The 16868-nt window shown below is 41.4% G+C and carries 15 protein-coding genes; 6 read left to right on the forward strand and 9 right to left on the reverse strand.

Annotation, left to right across the window (positions count from 1 at the left end):
* Positions 1-2 precede the first annotated feature (2 nt).
* Entirely contained in the window at positions 3-389 is a 387-nt protein-coding gene (locus ACFQZX_RS11075; protein ID WP_377115061.1) for a DUF423 domain-containing protein, read from the reverse strand.
* Positions 390-475: 86 nt separating this feature from the next.
* Between ACFQZX_RS11075 and ACFQZX_RS11080 the strand changes: the two genes are divergently transcribed.
* Together ACFQZX_RS11080 and ACFQZX_RS11085 are read left to right on the forward strand one after the other, a co-directional pair.
* Positions 476-2071 carry a hypothetical protein gene (locus tag ACFQZX_RS11080; protein WP_377115063.1) on the forward strand — a complete coding sequence of 532 codons (1596 nt, stop codon included), beginning with the start codon at positions 476-478 and terminating at the stop codon, positions 2069-2071.
* A 112-nt stretch (positions 2072-2183) separates the two neighbouring features.
* The gene (locus tag ACFQZX_RS11085) at positions 2184-3626 is read left to right on the forward strand and encodes a DUF5723 family protein (RefSeq protein WP_377115066.1); all 1443 of its coding nucleotides are present in this window, start codon (positions 2184-2186) and stop codon (positions 3624-3626) included.
* Here ACFQZX_RS11085 and tsaB read toward each other — a convergent pair.
* From tsaB to rpmH, 4 genes are all read right to left on the reverse strand, one after another.
* Positions 3623-4303 (reverse strand): tRNA (adenosine(37)-N6)-threonylcarbamoyltransferase complex dimerization subunit type 1 TsaB, encoded by a 681-nt coding sequence (tsaB, locus tag ACFQZX_RS11090; RefSeq protein ID WP_377115068.1) that lies wholly within the window; start codon positions 4301-4303, stop codon positions 3623-3625. The genes ACFQZX_RS11085 and tsaB overlap by 4 nt on opposite strands.
* A gap of 73 nt (positions 4304-4376) precedes the next feature.
* Positions 4377-4619, reverse strand: a complete 243-nt coding sequence (yidD, locus tag ACFQZX_RS11095) for a membrane protein insertion efficiency factor YidD (protein ID WP_377115071.1) — start codon at positions 4617-4619, stop codon at positions 4377-4379.
* On the reverse strand, positions 4616-4999 hold the full coding sequence (locus tag ACFQZX_RS11100) for a ribonuclease P protein component (protein WP_377115073.1): 384 nt from the start codon (positions 4997-4999) through the stop codon (positions 4616-4618). The genes yidD and ACFQZX_RS11100 overlap by 4 nt, the downstream gene beginning before the upstream one ends.
* Positions 5000-5072: 73 nt before the next feature.
* Entirely contained in the window at positions 5073-5231 is a 159-nt protein-coding gene (rpmH, locus tag ACFQZX_RS11105; RefSeq protein WP_377115075.1) for a 50S ribosomal protein L34, read from the reverse strand.
* 126 nt (positions 5232-5357) lie between these two features.
* On the opposite strand from rpmH, the gene ACFQZX_RS11110 reads away from it, so the two are divergent.
* The gene (locus ACFQZX_RS11110) at positions 5358-6239 is read left to right on the forward strand and encodes a ChaN family lipoprotein (protein ID WP_377115077.1); all 882 of its coding nucleotides are present in this window, start codon (positions 5358-5360) and stop codon (positions 6237-6239) included.
* A gap of 26 nt (positions 6240-6265) precedes the next feature.
* Here the strand turns inward: ACFQZX_RS11110 and mscL are convergent, their stop codons facing one another.
* Positions 6266-6676 (reverse strand): large-conductance mechanosensitive channel protein MscL, encoded by a 411-nt coding sequence (gene mscL, locus ACFQZX_RS11115; protein ID WP_377115079.1) that lies wholly within the window; start codon positions 6674-6676, stop codon positions 6266-6268.
* Between the two features lie 157 nt (positions 6677-6833).
* On the opposite strand from mscL, the gene rpoN reads away from it, so the two are divergent.
* Positions 6834-8306 carry an RNA polymerase factor sigma-54 gene (gene rpoN / locus ACFQZX_RS11120; RefSeq protein WP_377115081.1) on the forward strand — a complete coding sequence of 491 codons (1473 nt, stop codon included), beginning with the start codon at positions 6834-6836 and terminating at the stop codon, positions 8304-8306.
* Between the two features lie 84 nt (positions 8307-8390).
* Here the strand turns inward: rpoN and ACFQZX_RS11125 are convergent, their stop codons facing one another.
* From ACFQZX_RS11125 to ACFQZX_RS11135, 3 genes are all read right to left on the reverse strand, one after another.
* Positions 8391-9410 (reverse strand): PorP/SprF family type IX secretion system membrane protein, encoded by a 1020-nt coding sequence (locus tag ACFQZX_RS11125; RefSeq protein ID WP_377115084.1) that lies wholly within the window; start codon positions 9408-9410, stop codon positions 8391-8393.
* Positions 9411-9521: 111 nt separating this feature from the next.
* Positions 9522-10226: an NUDIX hydrolase gene (locus tag ACFQZX_RS11130; RefSeq protein ID WP_377115087.1), complete on the reverse strand. Its 705-nt coding sequence runs from the start codon at positions 10224-10226 to the stop codon at positions 9522-9524.
* Between the two features lie 80 nt (positions 10227-10306).
* Positions 10307-10702 carry a VOC family protein gene (locus ACFQZX_RS11135; RefSeq protein WP_377115089.1) on the reverse strand — a complete coding sequence of 132 codons (396 nt, stop codon included), beginning with the start codon at positions 10700-10702 and terminating at the stop codon, positions 10307-10309.
* Positions 10703-10810: 108 nt separating this feature from the next.
* On the opposite strand from ACFQZX_RS11135, the gene ACFQZX_RS11140 reads away from it, so the two are divergent.
* Positions 10811-16420, forward strand: a complete 5610-nt coding sequence (locus tag ACFQZX_RS11140) for an alpha-2-macroglobulin family protein (protein ID WP_377115092.1) — start codon at positions 10811-10813, stop codon at positions 16418-16420.
* A 98-nt stretch (positions 16421-16518) separates the two neighbouring features.
* Entirely contained in the window at positions 16519-16815 is a 297-nt protein-coding gene (locus tag ACFQZX_RS11145; RefSeq protein ID WP_377115095.1) for a GIY-YIG nuclease family protein, read from the forward strand.
* The last annotated feature ends 53 nt before the right edge of the window (positions 16816-16868 follow it).

The following is a 16868-nucleotide window of genomic DNA, read 5'->3' on the forward strand; positions in this document are numbered from 1 at the left end:
ATTTATTTATTTCTGAAAGCAGCTAAGCCCAAAGTTATCCATCCAATAATAAAGAGCAAACCGCCTAAAGGAGTAACGGGGCCTAACGCCACAAGGCCGGGCATATGTAACAGATCACGGCAGGATAAAAGGTAAAGCGAACCTGAAAATAAAACAATACCAAGGGTAAACATATAATAAGCAACGGTTATCAGCTTATTTTTGAACCGGGTAAATGTCGAGAGAAACAGCAAGGCGAAAACATGGTAAAAGTTATACTGGACCGCCGTGTGCCAAACATCCAGCTGGTATGCAGATAGGGAGCTTTTTAATGCATGCGCCCCAAACGCGCCCGCAATTACTGCCACTGCACCAAAGAACGACGCTGTGATTATTATTTGTTTGTTCATGCAGATTTAAAAGGCTAAGTTAACCAAATGAAAGTATTACTTTATTGTGGTAAGGTAAAATTCTAACTTGCAGCACAAATTCATCAATGAAAAGACTAATAGCTTTAACATTAATTTTGGTAGCTGCAACAGCCTATGTTACGGTTAAGTATTTCAATAACCTGAACACATCCGGCGCACATGCCGGTAACATTATTCGTACTATCCCTGCAGATGCGGCCCTTGTGTTTGAGTTTACTAATGAAAAAAGCTTTTATGATATTTATTCAGGTAACGATCTGCTGAATAACCTGATTGGAGATGAGCAGGCAAAAGACCTTGATACTGTGCGCAAGGTTTTGTTAGGCAATAATACTATCAAATCATTTTTTGATGACCGTAATGTTTTCATATCCGTTCATCCGACAAAGCAAGAAGGCATTAACCTGTTGCTTACCACCTCTGCAAAAGAAATGGATATTGATCAGTTGATAGATTTATCCAAGGCAAGCGGCGCAAAAATGCTGGTAACTCCCCTAAAAATTGATAATAAACCAGGTTTTACCATATTTTTCAATTCAATAAAAAAGCGCTTATATCTTATAAATATCGATGGTGGTATATTTTCGGCCAGTTTCTCAAAAGAACTTATTGCCAGCGCCGCTGCATACAAGCCCAACAGGGGGAAACTTCCGTTTATGTTATTGCCCGATAAACAAACTGCTAATTCGCTTGCTAATCTGTACGTAAATTATAAACATACTGATCTTTTGTTTGAGCAGTTGTTCAAACATAAAAACATAGATATTTTTAAACCTTTCCGCTTGTTACCGGCACAAGCCGCCCTTAACATCAACTTTAAAAATGATGCGGTTATGTTTAGTGGATATACAAATATTGATAACGATGAGCCGGCAAGTTATCTGAACATTTTTACAAACCAACAGCCTGTAGAAAACAGCCTTAAAAGTATATACCCGTCAACAACTGCCTATGCTTTAAATATGGCAGTATCTGATGTTAAAAAGTTTGCAGCCGGATTGACCCGGTTTCATGACAACGCCGGATTAAAAGCAGAAAGAGAGGCACTTTTCGCTAAAATAAAAGGAGAAACCGGTATCAGCCTTAAAAAAGAATTCGAGCAGTTGCTCGGTAATGAATTTGCCTTTGTCACGACGAGGTACGGCGAAAGATTTGCCTTGATAGCTGTAAAAAATGGCAGCAATTTACGGCCGGTCATGACCAACATCAGCAATATGGTAAACGATGATGTTGGCCAGTTCAATTATAATAAGCTTCCTTATTTTTTATTGGGCGATGCATTTAATGCCTTTAGAAAACCCTATTTTAGGGTTATTGATAATTATTTAATATTGGCTAATACAGCTAAAGAAATTGAAAGTTATAACGATACTTACTTTAACCGGAAGTTTTTGAATAAGATGGACGACCATCGAAGATTTGATAATCTGCTTGCCGAAAAAAGCAATGTTTCTTTCTTCCTCCAATTTCGCAACGCTCAGCAAATATTAAAGGCAGGTTTAAAGGATGAGTATTATGCTGCTTATAAAAACAACAACTTGTCTTGGAAAAAATTTTACGCCGCGTCATATCAGTTTGCTGCATCTGATAAAAACTTTTATACAAACTTTTGCTTATTGCTAAACCAGCCGGATACTACGGCCAATAAAAATCTAAATTAAATGCTGTATGTTACAACCCAAAATAGCCTTAACACGTTTAAGCAGCATATAAGTGCTATTCGTTTTTTTATCGATACGTATAATAAAGCTTAATTACGCACTGCAATTATTTATGAAGTATTTTTTATTGGTTGTTTGTTTTCTATCTCTTTCTATTAAGACTTTTAGCCAGCAATTTTCGCAATATAATACAGGTACACTCTACGATTCGTTTGAAAACCCTGCACAAACCACCTTTGTTCCTGATACAAGCCGGTACATCGCATTCAACTTTTTCATTCCAAACTTTGGCAGTAATTTTTACCTGACAGGTAATGGCCAGGTGCCACTTAAAAGCAGGGCTTTTACCGGCAGATATGTAACCGACAATCTTGTTATCGGCCAAAATAAATTCAGCCGTGCCAAGGTTGATGCAAACGCATACCTTGGCATGCTACGTATTTTTAAAAGCCTTGATGGCAACCAGGAGATTGGCTTTTCAATACAAACCCGCGCAGAAGGCAAAGGGCTGTTTACCGATGAAACACTGCTGCTGCTTAATGGTACCAGCGCCTTTGATACAGACCAGCCTTATGCTGAAGTACTGAACAGCAATTACAGGTATCAGGCTTATCACCAGCTTAGCTTTGCTTACCGGGAAAAGTTCAGTAAAAATTTCGCGTTAGGTTTTAAGCTGAGCGCTTTGTTAGGTATTCAATATCAACGTCTTCGCATCGATCATTCGTACCTTACATTTAACAGTGCTGATAACTCGGCCGACCTGGCTTTGCAAGGAGACTACCGTATCAGTTACACATCCGGCAAATTCAGCAAACATGATCTGCTGCCTTCCTTTCGTAACCCCGGGGCCTCTATAAGCATAGGTACTTTGATCCGCACACGGGATAATTTTAATATTCAGGCTAATATTAAAGATCTTGGCTTTATACATTGGAGCGGCAAATCAACTATTAGCCAGTTCAATACCGCCGCCACTGTACCCAATATAAACGGCACACGGCTTGAAGACCGTTTGTATGCTACTGCTTATGACATCGTTCGTTCGGCCGATAAAAAATCGGGATTTGTAAGCCCTACCAATGCCAAGGCCGAGCTTAGCGCTAATAAATCATATTGGCTTAATGATGACAAGACCTTTAAATACTCACCTACGCTTATTGTGCAAAAGGAGTTGTTTTATGCCGACTATACAGCGGCGTTATCCAACCCGTTTCAATATAAAAACTTCACAGGCACTGTTGTAGCTGCTTATAACAATTATAAAATATTCAGCACCGGTTTGCAGTTGATGCTCAAATCGCCAAACGCGGAGTTTTTTATAGGAAGCGACAGGGTTATACAAACCGGCAGTGTTATCGGCGCAGCAAGAAAATCAGACGGACAGATCTATAAAAATGCTTCATACACCGGGGCCGATTTCTTTATGGGGTTTTCCCTGAAGTTTGGCTATGTGATAGAGCACCCGATGAATACCAGCCGTATCCCCCTGGGCGAGAAACCCGGCCTTATCAAGCGTATGTGGAACAGTATAACCGGAAAAGATAACGGCGATTAATCAGCCTTTTTGCCTGCAATAAAATCTTTTAAATAATAAGGCTCAAAATAAGCCACGTCTTCAAATTCGGCACGGTCAAATTTTTCGTGAGCAATATTGGTTAGATGGGTGGCCGAGTTACTGAAATCGGTTACAAATAACGCATTAGCATTATGGCCCAATGCTGCCTGGCATTTGCCAGCACCATCGCCAAAAAATAACATTTTGTTAACAGCTAACAGATCGCCAAAGCTGTTTTCGTCAATTATTTCAGCCGCAGTTGGCTTTATTATGTTGTTATTTATATCATAAACAGCCGTGTACACTTCCATTCTGCGCGCATCTATCATTGGGCAAAGCAGCGTGCTATCTTCAACCTCATTAGTCGCGATCAATCCGTTTGCCATAGCTGCAAGCGTGTCTACAGCAATCAGGGGTTTATCCAGCGCAAAGCAGAGGCCTTTGGCGGTTGACACACCAATGCGCAAACCAGTGTACGAACCAGGCCCGCAGCTTACTGCTACCGCATCTATAGCACTATAAGTAATTTCGCATTGCCTGATCAGGTCTTCAATATAAATAGTAATAACCTCGGCGTGTATGTTACGCGCGTTTATTTCTTTATAAGCTAATACCTGTCCTTTATCGGCCAAAGCGACCGAACACGAAGTAGTGGCTGTTTCTATTTGTAAAATCATGTTGAAAGCCAAAAGTAAAAATCAAAATGTAAAAAGTTAAATTCACACTTCAACTTTTGATATTTGATACAATTTAAGGAACCGGGTCGTGCCCGTGGCCGCCCCAGGGGTTGCACCTGGCTATGCGTTTAAGTGTCAGCCAGCCGCCTTTAAAGGGCCCGTACCTTTTTATGGCCTCTACCCCGTATTGTGAGCAGGTTGGGGTGTACCGGCACGAATTAGGCAATATTGGTGATATAAGATATTGATAAGCTTTTATAAGCAGCAAAAAAAATGCGCTGAGAATGCTTTTTATACCATTCCACAAAAAAGTCATTTAATGGCTTCCCCCGCAAGCTGAGTTAAAAGCTTAAGCATTTTCTTTTCAACAAAATCAAATGAGGATATCTCTTTACCGATATAGCTAACCGATAGCACCAGCTTTTTACCAGCATTATCAAGGGCATTGTAAAGATTGATTTGCTTATTAAGGCGATAAGCCTCGCGCATACGGCGTTTGATGAGGTTACGGTCAACCGCACGTTTATAACGCTTTTTGCCTACGTTAAATACGATCTGTACCGGGAATTGCTGATCCTTTTCTGCATGCATCCACGATACCTTGAAGGGATAACATAAAAAAGAAGAACCGTTATGAAAAAGCCCGTCAATCAGCTTTTTGTTACATAACCGTTCTTCTTTTTTAAGGGTGTACATAGTTGTTAGCGCTAAACCGAAAACATGAAAATCACTAAACGGTTAGCCTCCTGCAAAGGATAAACAACCAGGATTAAGCTTTGTGGCTGCGCTCGTCAGATACAGTTAGTCTTTTTCTGCCTTTAGCTCTTCTTGCAGCAAGCACTCTCCTGCCGTTAGCAGTTGACATGCGCTCACGGAAACCGTGTTTATTTTTTCTTTTCCTCTGTGAAGGCTGGAACGTTCTTTTCATGGCTATATTTTATTCTATTCGTCGCTTTTTTAAAACAAGAGTGCAAATGTAGCTTATTTTTCAGTTTTTTCAAATACTATTGCAGTTATTTAGCTAAATTTATTAACAAGGCTAATTTTTTTGCTGATGAAATATCCTATAGTGTTGCTCCTTTTACTTTTAAGTATGTTTTGTTGTTTCGGTCAGGATCAGATGTCCGTGCATTATAAAATTTACAATACGGCCAAAAAAAGACTTGTTTCTGCAGATGACATCATAAATGATCTGACAAATGCAGATGTATTATTTTTTGGCGAAGAACATAATGACTCTACCGGCCATTACCTGGAAGCACTGCTATTTAAAAAACTGACAGAAAAATATCCTGATAAATCCGCGCTGTCGCTTGAGATGTTTCAAACAGATTGCCAGATCGTTTTAAATGAATACCTGGCGGGGTTTATCCGCGAAAAAAACCTGATAACTGAAGGCCGTGCCTGGAATAACTATAAAGACTATCGCCCCCTGATAGAACATGCGAAGGATACCCATACGCCAGTTATCGCGGCCAACGCCCCTACCCGTTATACCAACATGGTTACGCGTGGCGGACTGAGCAGCCTTGACCGGTTAAGCGCCCAGGCCAAAGCATGGCTGGCACCCTTGCCTATTGATACTGCTACCGGTACTTACTACGAAAAATTTGTAGACATAATGGGCGGCCACAGCGCCATGGGCGATATGAAAATTTATCAATCCCAAAATGTATGGGACGCCACCATGGGTTGGAACATCGCTCAATTCCTTAAAAGTCATCCGGGCTTTAAAGTATTACAAGTAAACGGCGGTTTTCACAGCGAAGAAAAGCTGGGCAGCTGTGCCCAGCTAAAAAAGTATTTGCCCAAGACACGTATACTTAATATCGCCGCTTACGCCGATGACAGTTTTGACAAACCCGACTGGACTAAATTTGAAAAAATGGGCGATTACATAATCTTAACTGATCCGAAGCTGCCAAAAACTTTCTAAGTTTTTGACCTACCAATTATTCCTGCTTAGTTCTTAGCAGCTAACAGGTCGCGTATCTCGGTTAACAGTACCTCCTCTTTTGTTGGTGCCGGTGGAACACTCGGAGCCACTTCCTTCTCACGTTTTAAACTGTTTATAGCTTTAACCACCAAAAAAATACAGAAAGCAACTATAAGGAATTGAATGATGGAGTTAATGAAGTTGCCATAGTGTATAGCTACTTCATCAATCTTTGCTGCAGCATCTCCTGGTTTTAATATAAGTTTCTTATCAGAAAAGTCGACGCCCCCTGTTAAATACCCAATTGGGGGCATAATGATGTCATTAACTAATGAAGTAACTATTTTGCCGAATGCAGCACCTATAATAACACCGACTGCAAGGTCAACAACGTTGCCCCGCATGGCAAACTCTTTAAATTCTTTAATAAATCCCATAAGTATAATGTTTAGTGTATCATAAAGTTATTAATAAAACTTACATACCCCAAAACAATATCACCGCAAAAACACTTTACACCCTAAATACGCTTAGCAAGTAATTTTTAATCTTTAAGGTAATTGGCGTATTTTTGAGGCCGCGTCTTTATACATTATGCTAAAACAAAATCTTCAACAGAAACTCTTACAAAAACTTTCTCCGCAACAAATCCAATTCATCAAGTTGCTGCAGGTACCTACCGTATCGCTCGACACGCGTATAAAGGAAGAACTGGAAGAAAATCCGGCACTTGAAGATATGAGCCTTACAAACATCAGCGAACCGGAGGAACAATATCCCGACCGAGACCCTGATGAGGATAACTTTAATGCAGATGAAGCCGGTGAGATGGATGAATTTAATATAGATGATTATCTGCAGGATGACAGCATCAATGACTATGGCAGCCGGTATGACCAAAACGGTGATGATGAGGATGACCGCAAAGAAATACCCATTGCCGTACAAAGCTCTTTTTTTGAGAACCTGCAATTGCAGTTAGACCTTTTACCGCTTTCTGACAAGGATTTTTCCATAGGCAAACAAATTATAGGTAGTTTAGATGACGATGGTTATCTGCGCCGCCCTATCATGTCATTAACAGACGATCTGGCTTTTTCTCAAAATGTAATGGCCGAGGATGAAGAGGTTGAAGATATGCTGAAAGTGATACAAGGCTTTGACCCCGCGGGTGTAGGTGCCCGTAGCTTGCAGGAGTGTTTGCTGATACAGTTACGCCGAAAGGACATCAATGATCCTATCATCAAAAAAGCCATACTGGTTGTTGAGGAATACCTTGAAGAATTCACCCGTAAACATTACGATAAACTTGAAAAATCTTTAAGTATGTCGTCTGAAGAATTGCGGGCGGTTGTTGGTGAAATATTAAAGCTTAACCCCAAGCCGGGCGACAGTAACGAAGTAAGTACCAAGCAAATGCAGGTAATACCTGATTTTCATATCAAGAACAACGATGGGGTACTTGTACTTACGCTTAACTCTAAAAATGCACCGGAGCTAAAGGTAAGCCGCTCCTATCAGGAAATGTTTCAGCATTATGATAAGGCTGCGCAAAAAGATAAAAAGCTTAAAGAAGCTGTACAATTTGTAAAACAAAAGCTCGACTCGGCAAAATGGTTTATCGATGCTATAAAACAGCGCCAGCAAACGCTGCTTAAAACCATGAACGCCATAATGCAATATCAATACGATTTCTTTTTAACTGGCGATGATAAAAATTTAAAGCCGATGATATTAAAAGATATCGCAGACCGTATAGGTATGGATATTTCAACAGTATCACGCGTGGCTAACTCCAAATACGTACAAACCGAACATGGCACATATCTGCTGAAATCATTTTTCAGTGAAGCTATTCAAACAGAAAGCGGCGAAGAGGTATCAAATAAAGAGGTTAAAAAGATTCTGGAAGAGCATATTGGCAAAGAGGATAAACGCCATCCGCTTGCCGACGAGAAGCTTACCGAAATACTAAAAGAAGCCGGATACAACATTGCGCGCCGCACCGTAGCCAAATATCGTGAACAGATGAACATACCTGTAGCAAGGCTAAGGAAAGAGTTATAATTCATTTGCAGTTTATAGTTGGCAGTTTGTAAAACCGTATTTAATTCCCCTAAGAAACTGCCCACTGCTAACCGCCAACTGCATCTACCATCCGTGCTGAGGGCTGGTAAGGTTATACCTGTTATTTAATAAAATGCCGATCACTAACTCGTGAGAGCCGTTGCTTACGGTTTTTAATGCCGAGGTGGTAATATCATAAGAATAGCTCACATTGATAAGGGAGCTAAGGTTAAAACCTGCAAGTACACCAAATGAATCGTCCTTACGGTATGACCCACCAAACCAAAACCTGTCCCTGAAAGACATTTTCATATTAATATCAAATGATGTTGGTAGCGGATTAATAAATTTCAGTAAAGCCGATGGCAATAAGGTTACATCATCAGATACATAAAACTTGTATCCGCCTGTAAAAAAATAATGCGGTACTGTTTTACTTAAGTTACTGGTGTTGCTTGTAGTAATATACTGGTTTTGAGGTAAAATTTGCTGAACAGATGCACCAAAGTAATAATTGGCGGCATAAGCCCATATACCTATTCCTAAGTCAGGTTTCCAACGGTTATTCTCTATCTGGTTCAGTATAGGATCATTAGGATTTTCAAGCGTTATTTGTGATGTGTTCAAGTGCAAATGATTAGCACCCGCTGTTACACCAACTGCCAGGTTTAGCTGGCTGGTTATACCAAGGTGGTAAGCATAAGAAGCTGAAACGTTAGTTTGATCGATAGGCCCGGCCTTATCAGTAAATACTGTAAACCCAATACCATGATGCGGCTCTGAAGCGCGGTACTCCTGGGTATACATGCGGCTATAAGGGCTTTGCCCGCCTGATGCCGGGAAGGCAGTAGCATCACCCTGCGTAAACTCTGTACCCAATGGGGCGTTTACACTAAAAAAAGCGGTCACCGGGGCGCCGTCAAGGCCTGTCCACTGGCTGCGGTAGCCTAATTTTACATCGGTATAATTTTCAATACCGGCTACTGCTGGGTTCAATAAAAAGTTATTAAAAATATATTGGGAGTATTGGGGGCGTTGCTGCGCAAAAAGCGAATGCATACAAATGCAGCAGAATAAGCTGCATAAAACCAGATGCCTTTTCAAAATCGGATAATAGTTTAAATTAATTAGCGTTTGGGCTTAATAATATTTTGCCACAAAAAGCTCCTTAAAAGTAATAAGTTAATTTGTAATAGTGATAATTATTTTACTGCTTTAAAAAAACTTATCCGGATTGGGTACAAGGTTCAAAAACTTCTCAAATTTTTCTTCGTAGTTAGATTGATCAAGGCGATAATAAAAAGCTCCTTTCTTTGAAGATTGCTTATCTTTTTCAGCCTGTTTAATCAATAAACCGGTAGAAAGGAGTTTGCGGCTGAAGTTACGATCGTCAAATTCAGTTTGATACACCCCTTCGTAAAGGGCCTGTAACTGAGGTATGGTGAAACGTTCGGGCAGTAATTGAAACAATATAGGGTGCAATGCAGCCTTATACCGGAGTTGCTTTTTGGCCATCTTAACCATTTCTGCATGGTCAAACACCATATCAGGCATTTCATTGAGCAAAAACCACTCCGGGTGATTGTCAGAAGTTAGCTGCTTTTCGTATTGCTGAATATCAATCAGGGCAAAATAAGCAATAGAAAACGTACGCTCTACAGGGTCGCGGTCTGGCTTACCAAATACCCTGAATTGCTCCATATATACATTTTTTAACCCTGTGCGCTCTTCCAATACCCGGTTGGCAGCATCTTCAGGGCTTTCTGAGGGTTGAATGAATCCTCCCATTAAGCTCCATTTACCTTTTTCAGGGTCTATACCGCGTTCTACAAGCAGTAATTTAATATTCCAGCCATCAAAGCCAAATATGATACAATCAACAGCAACTAAAATTCTGGTTTGCCCCTGGTATTTGTGCATAAGTGTTTATATAAATCGCAAGATTAAAAAAATTTAGCAATTCAAAAAATGGGAGCAGTTGGTTTAATTAAGTTACAATATTAAAGATATAAAGGCTTGCCGATTTCCCAATGATGACCAAACGGATCTATGAAATGACCCAAACGATAGCCGTATGATTGATCGGAAACAGGATATATTACATTTATGCCTGCGGCTATGGCTCGCCCAGCAACTGCGTCCGGATCTTGCACCATTAAACCCATACGCACGCTTATACCGTTTTGCTTATCCGGCCCAATATTTCTGTTCTCTGGCGATTCGTCTGCAACAATAAATACGGCATTATTTATACTCAGTTCGGCAACCGTGTGGCCATCAAATGTGTTTTTGGTCAATACTTGCGCGCCAAAAGCTTCTTCATAAAAACTTATAGCAGCTATGGCGTTGTTTACTGTTAACGTTGGTAAAAAATAAGTAAATGAATCGGTTCCCATAATATTACCATTTAGGCTTTAAGTAATATACATAACTTTTAAAAATAACCAGGGCACTCATCATATAATAAAAATATATTAAATTCAACCAGTTTACTAACCTTACTTATGAAAAACTTTTTACGCCTTTTTAGAACGCGAAAAGGGCAAATTATTACCGCTACTTCACTTATACTTATCGCGCTGGTTATTTACTTCGCCAGACAACATCAAAACAAAAAAATAAAAATTGATACTGCTTTTAGCAAATATATTGAATCATACACCACTGGAGTTATCTCTAAACAAAGCCCTATACGTATAAAATTAGCCGGCGAAGTGCAGGTTACCCATGCGCTTAATGAGCATTTAGATGATGAAATTTTTGAGTTCTCCCCTTCAATTAAAGGTAAGGCCATTTGGATTGACGACCGCACGATCGAGTTTAGGCCGGATGAACCTCTTAAAAAAGATCAAAGCTATTCTGCCGAATTTGAATTAGGTAAAATTGTAAAAGTTGAAAGCGGTTATGAGCAGTTTAAATTCGGCTTTCAAACTATTAAACCCGATTATAGCATCAGTTTTGCTGGTTTGCGCACCTCTACAGCTACATCGAATGTAAAGATGAAGCTAACAGGCACTATCTTAACAGCTGACGCTGAAGATGCGAAAGATGTAGAGAAGTTAATTAGCGTCAATTATCCTTCGCCGGTAAAATTAAGCTGGCAGCATAATCCCATCACTAAATCACACCAGTTTACGGTAGATAACATATCACGCACTAATTCATCCAATCCGCTTAGTATAAACTGGGATGGCGATAAGCTTGATATTGACAGGAAAGGCTCACAGGAGTTTCAGGTGCCTGCCATCGGAGATTTTAAAGTATTGGATATTCGTGCTGTGCAAGATAATGACCAATATGTATCCGTTGAATTTTCTGATCCAATCATGGTTGGACAGGAACTTAAAGGCCTTATCGGAATAAACAATATCAGTGATGCTGCATATACCATTGAGGGCAGTGTAGTAAAGGTATATGCACCGGATCGATTGCAGGGTAATTACACTGTTTTTGTGAACGAGGGCGTAAGCAACTTTCAAGACAAAAAAATAACCAAGGGCTATACTGCCAATGTATTCTTTGAAAACCGGCTGCCACAGGTAACTATTCCTGGTAAGGGGGTGATCTTGCCTGACTCAGGTAAACTGCTAATGCCATTTGAGGCCGTGAATCTTAATGCCGTAGATGTCAGCATTATTAAGATATATGAAAATAATGTGCCCCAGTATTTCCAGAATAACGGGTTTGACGGTTCTTATGAGTTGCGCCAGGTAGGTAAGCCCATTGTTCAAACAACTATTCGGTTAGATGCCGACAAGGGCCTTAATCTTACCAAAAAGAACCGCTTTATGCTTGATGTTGATAAGTTTATGCGGACTGAACCGGGGGCTATTTACCGGGTAATTATCGGCTTCAGAAAAGAATATTCCTTATACAATTGCAGCCTTGGTAAAGGTTCAGGCAAAAGCAATGAAGACGATTATTATGAAAATGAATATTCTGGTGATAATGTGAGCAAGGTTAGTGATGAAGACGATGAGTTTTGGCAACGGTATGATAATTATTACCCCGAAGGCTACAGTTGGCAGGACCGAGACGACCCATGCACAGAATCGTATTTTACTAAAAACAAATGGGCCACGCGTAACATCATTGCATCAAACATCGGCTTGATTGCGAAGCGCGGTAACGATAACAACATGACCGTAGCGGTGACCAATATACTCTCGGCGGAACCGATGAGTGGCGTCGACCTTGAACTGCTCGACTACCAGAAACAGGTTATCTTTAAAACCAGCAGCGATGGCGACGGCCTTGCAATTTTCAATCTTAAACGCAAGCCCTACCTGCTTGTCGCTAAGAAAGGGAACGAACGAGGCTATCTGAAACTGGACGATGGCAGCTCGCTACCGCTATCCCGCTTTAATGTTGGTGGCGAAGAAGTGCAGAACGGGTTGAAAGGTTTTATCTATGGAGAACGCGGGGTATGGCGACCGGGCGATTCTATCTTCGTCACCTTTATTTTAGAAGATAAATTAAAGACGCTGCCTGCAGACCATCCAGTACAGTTTGAACTATATAATCCTAACGGGCAGCTATACAGGCGTATCACGCAAACCAGCTCTGTAGGTGGCTTTTACAGTTTTCATACAGCGACAGAAACCTCTTCCCCTACCGGGAACTGGAGTGCACGGGTTAAAGTAGGCGGCGCTGTATTTGAGAAAAAAATAAAGGTGGAAACCATCATGCCGAACCGGCTGAAATTAAAGCTTGATTTTGGCGATGCCCGTGAGCTTACAAAAGGCAACAGCGCTAATGGCACACTTAGCGCTCAATGGCTGTTTGGTGGCGCGGCACAAAATCTCAAAGCTAAAGTTGATGCATTCCTATCTGCGCAAAAAACTACTTTTAAAGGTTATGATGATTATATTTTTGATGACCCTACCCTGGCGTTCAACACGCAAACGCAAACCATATTTGAGGATCGTTTAAATGCTGATGGTATAGCCAGTATAAACCCCGACATCAATGTGGAAAAGCAGGCGCCGGGCCAACTGAGGGCGAATTTTGTGGTGAAGGTGTTTGAACCGGGCGGCAACTTCAGCATACAGCAAATGAGCATGCCTTATAATGTTTACAGTGGTTATGTAGGTATTAAAACGCCAAAGGGCAGTGATCTGTCCGGGATGCTGGTGACCGACAAAAATCATGAAATTGACATTGCTGATGTTGATGTAAACGGCCGCGCTATGCAAGGCAGCCGTAACGTTGAGGTTGAGCTATATAAAATTCAGTGGCGCTGGTGGTGGGACGAAACCGGTAACGAACTGAGCAACTTTACGCAAGACCGATATAACAAACTGATCAAAACAGAAAATGTAGTATTGAACAACGGCCGGGGCAAATGGACACTCCGCATTAATCAGGCGGATTGGGGGCGTTATCTGATACGCGTTAAAGACCCGGAAACAGGGCACTCCACCGGAAAGATAATTTATGCTGATTGGCCAAACTGGTCTGAACGTTTGCAGCAAACTGACCCTACCGAGGCGGCGATGCTTTCATTTACATCTGACAAGCAAAGTTACAAGGTTGGCGAAGAAGCAACCCTAACCATACCAACAGGCGGGGATGGCCGTGCGCTTATCAGTTTTGAAAATGGCAGCAAGGTTTTAAAAACGGTTTGGATAGATACTAAAAAAGGCGAAACCCGCTACAGCTTCAAAATTGATGAAACCATGGCGCCAAATGTTTTTGTGAACGTAACACTTTTACAAAGGCATTCTCAAACGGTTAATGATCTGCCAATACGTATGTATGGTGCTATACCGCTTACGGTTGACAACCCTGAAACCATATTGAACCCTGTAATAAGCATGCCGGATAAAATACGGCCCGAAACACAATCGGCTGTTACCGTATCAGAAGCATCCGGCAAGGAAATGACTTACACCGTTGCCATAGTAGATGAAGGTTTGCTTGATATTACCAACTTTAAAACGCCCGACCCGCATTCGGCCTTCTATGCCCGTGAGGCTTTGGGTGTAAAAACCTGGGATTTGTTTGATTATGTGATAGGCGCGTTTGGTGGCGGGCTTGAGCGTATTTTAAGTATAGGCGGCGATGGTACCAATGGCACAAACAAAAACGTAAGTATAAACCGCTTTAAGCCGGTAGTGAAATTTTGGGGGCCGTTCCACATAAGCGCCGGCGAAAAACAAACCACTAAATTTAAGCTGCCGCAATATGTAGGCTCGGTTAAAGTGATGGTGATAGCCGGCCATGAAGGTGCTTATGGCTTTGCCGATAAAGCTGTTGCCGTAAAAAAGCCATTGATGATACTGGCAACCCTACCTCGTGTGTTGGGCCCGGCAGAAAAAATACAACTGCCAGTTACTGTATTCGCGATGGAAAAAAATATCAAAACGGTGAGTGTTCAGGTTCAATCCAATGCATTTAGTAACCTTAGGGGTAACAATACTAAATTTGTAAGCTTTAATAAACCTGGTGATCAGCTGGTCAACTTTGATTTAGATGTAAAGGACTTTGTAGGTGTTGGCAAAGTACATATTGTAGCCAAAGCAGGTACCGAAACAGCAGCCTATGATGTTGAATTAAACGTCAGGAACCCCAATCCACCTGTTACCCGCATCCTTGAAAAGGAACTGAGTCCGGGCGAGAGGTATAATGTAGCTTACAATGCCATTGGTATTAACGGCACTAATAAAGCCACATTAGAAGTCGCAAGTATCCCACCGTTAAACCTCGGTAAACGTTTAGATTACCTTATTACATATCCGCATGGTTGTGTTGAGCAAACCACATCATCGGGCTTTCCGCAGCTGTATCTTAATCAGTTGTTAGACTTAACGCCAAGACAAAAAGCCGAAACCGACAGAAACATCAAACTAACCATTAACCGCCTTAACGGCTTCAGGGTTGCTGGCGGAGGCTTAAGCTATTGGCCAGACGGCGGACAAGCGGACGAGTGGGGCACTAATTATGCAGGCCATTTCCTGATCGCAGCCCAGGCCAAAGGTTACAGCCCGCCATCGGGGCTGATGGATGAGTGGAAACGTTACGAAAAGCAAAAGGCCATCAACTGGTCGCCAGACCCGAATGCAAACATTCATGGTTATTACTATTACACTGACTTGGTACAGGCATACCGCTTATACCTGCTTGCATTAGCCGGCACACCAGAGCTTGGCGCCATGAACCGCTTGAGGGAATACAATTATTTGAGTACACAAGGTAAATGGCGCCTGGCAGCTGCCTATAAACTGGCAGGACAGCCGGAGGTAGCCTTACGTATCATCAACGGCCTGCCAACCGCTATAAAGCCTTATAATAGTATGTATGGCACCTATGGTTCCGATCTGCGGGATGAAGCAATGATATTAGAGACATTAACAATGCTGGGTCAGCGGCAAAAAGCCGCGGCAATGGTACGCACCATAGCCGCCCATCTGTCGCAGGATAGTTGGTACAGTACACAAACAACGGCCTATTCATTAATTGCCATTGCTCAATATTGCGGCGTAAACAAAAACGGGGGCAAACTACAGTTTGCATATAACGCAGGTTCGGCTAAAGTAACCATTAACTCACAGTCGTACATCTGGCAGCAACCTTTAGCGGCAAACGGTGGTAAGATAAGCCTGAAAAACACAGGTAATAACCGCCTGTATATCCGTTTGATACAGCAGGGACAACCTTCATCAGGCCAGGATGTAAAAACCTATGTAAACCCGGATGTCTTACAAATGAAAGTAGCCTACTTTACATTAGGTGGCAAGCTTATTGATCCCGCATCACTTAAGCAGGGAACCGATTTTGTGGCTCAGGTGACCATCAAAAACCCCGGCAAACGCGGCAGATATGATAATTTGGCGCTTACACAGATATTCCCTTCCGGCTGGGAAATATTGAACAGCCGGATGCTAAATAACGACGAGGCGTTTAAGTCCTCGGTATCCGATTACCGCGATATTCGCGACGACAGGGTGAACACTTACTTTAGCCTGGAAGAAGGAAAAGAAGCAACTTATTATGTTATGCTTAACGCCGCCTATGCCGGCAGATATTATCTGCCAGCCGCCTATTGCGAAGCCATGTATAACCATGATATCAACGCACTGATACAAGGCACATGGGTTGAGGTGGTTAAGTGAGTTGGTAAATAACCATATAAAATGTTAAAGTAATAATAAATCAAATATTGTGTCATTGCGAGCGATAGCGTGGCAATCTCATAGAAGGCCTATTAAATGTGTTTATTAACCAGTATTGTATTTATATAGTAACTAACGCATCAAACAACGTGTTATACACCGGCGTAACAAGTGATTTAAAAAATCGAATACTTCAACATAAGTTAAAAGTAAACCAAGGTTTTACAATCAAGTATCAATGTAATAAGTTAGTTTATTTTGAAACGTTTCAATGGGTTGACGATGCAATCGCTCGAGAAAAACAGATTAAAGCAGGATCAAGAATGAAAAAAGTTAATTTAATAACTTTCGCAAATCCTGACTGGAAAGATTTGAGTGAAGGTTGGTACGATTGATGTATTATCTTATCCTATGAGATTGCCGCGCTATCGCTCGCAATGACACAGTT

The organism is Mucilaginibacter litoreus, assembly GCF_042676805.1.
Lineage (GTDB): Bacteria > Bacteroidota > Bacteroidia > Sphingobacteriales > Sphingobacteriaceae > Mucilaginibacter > Mucilaginibacter litoreus.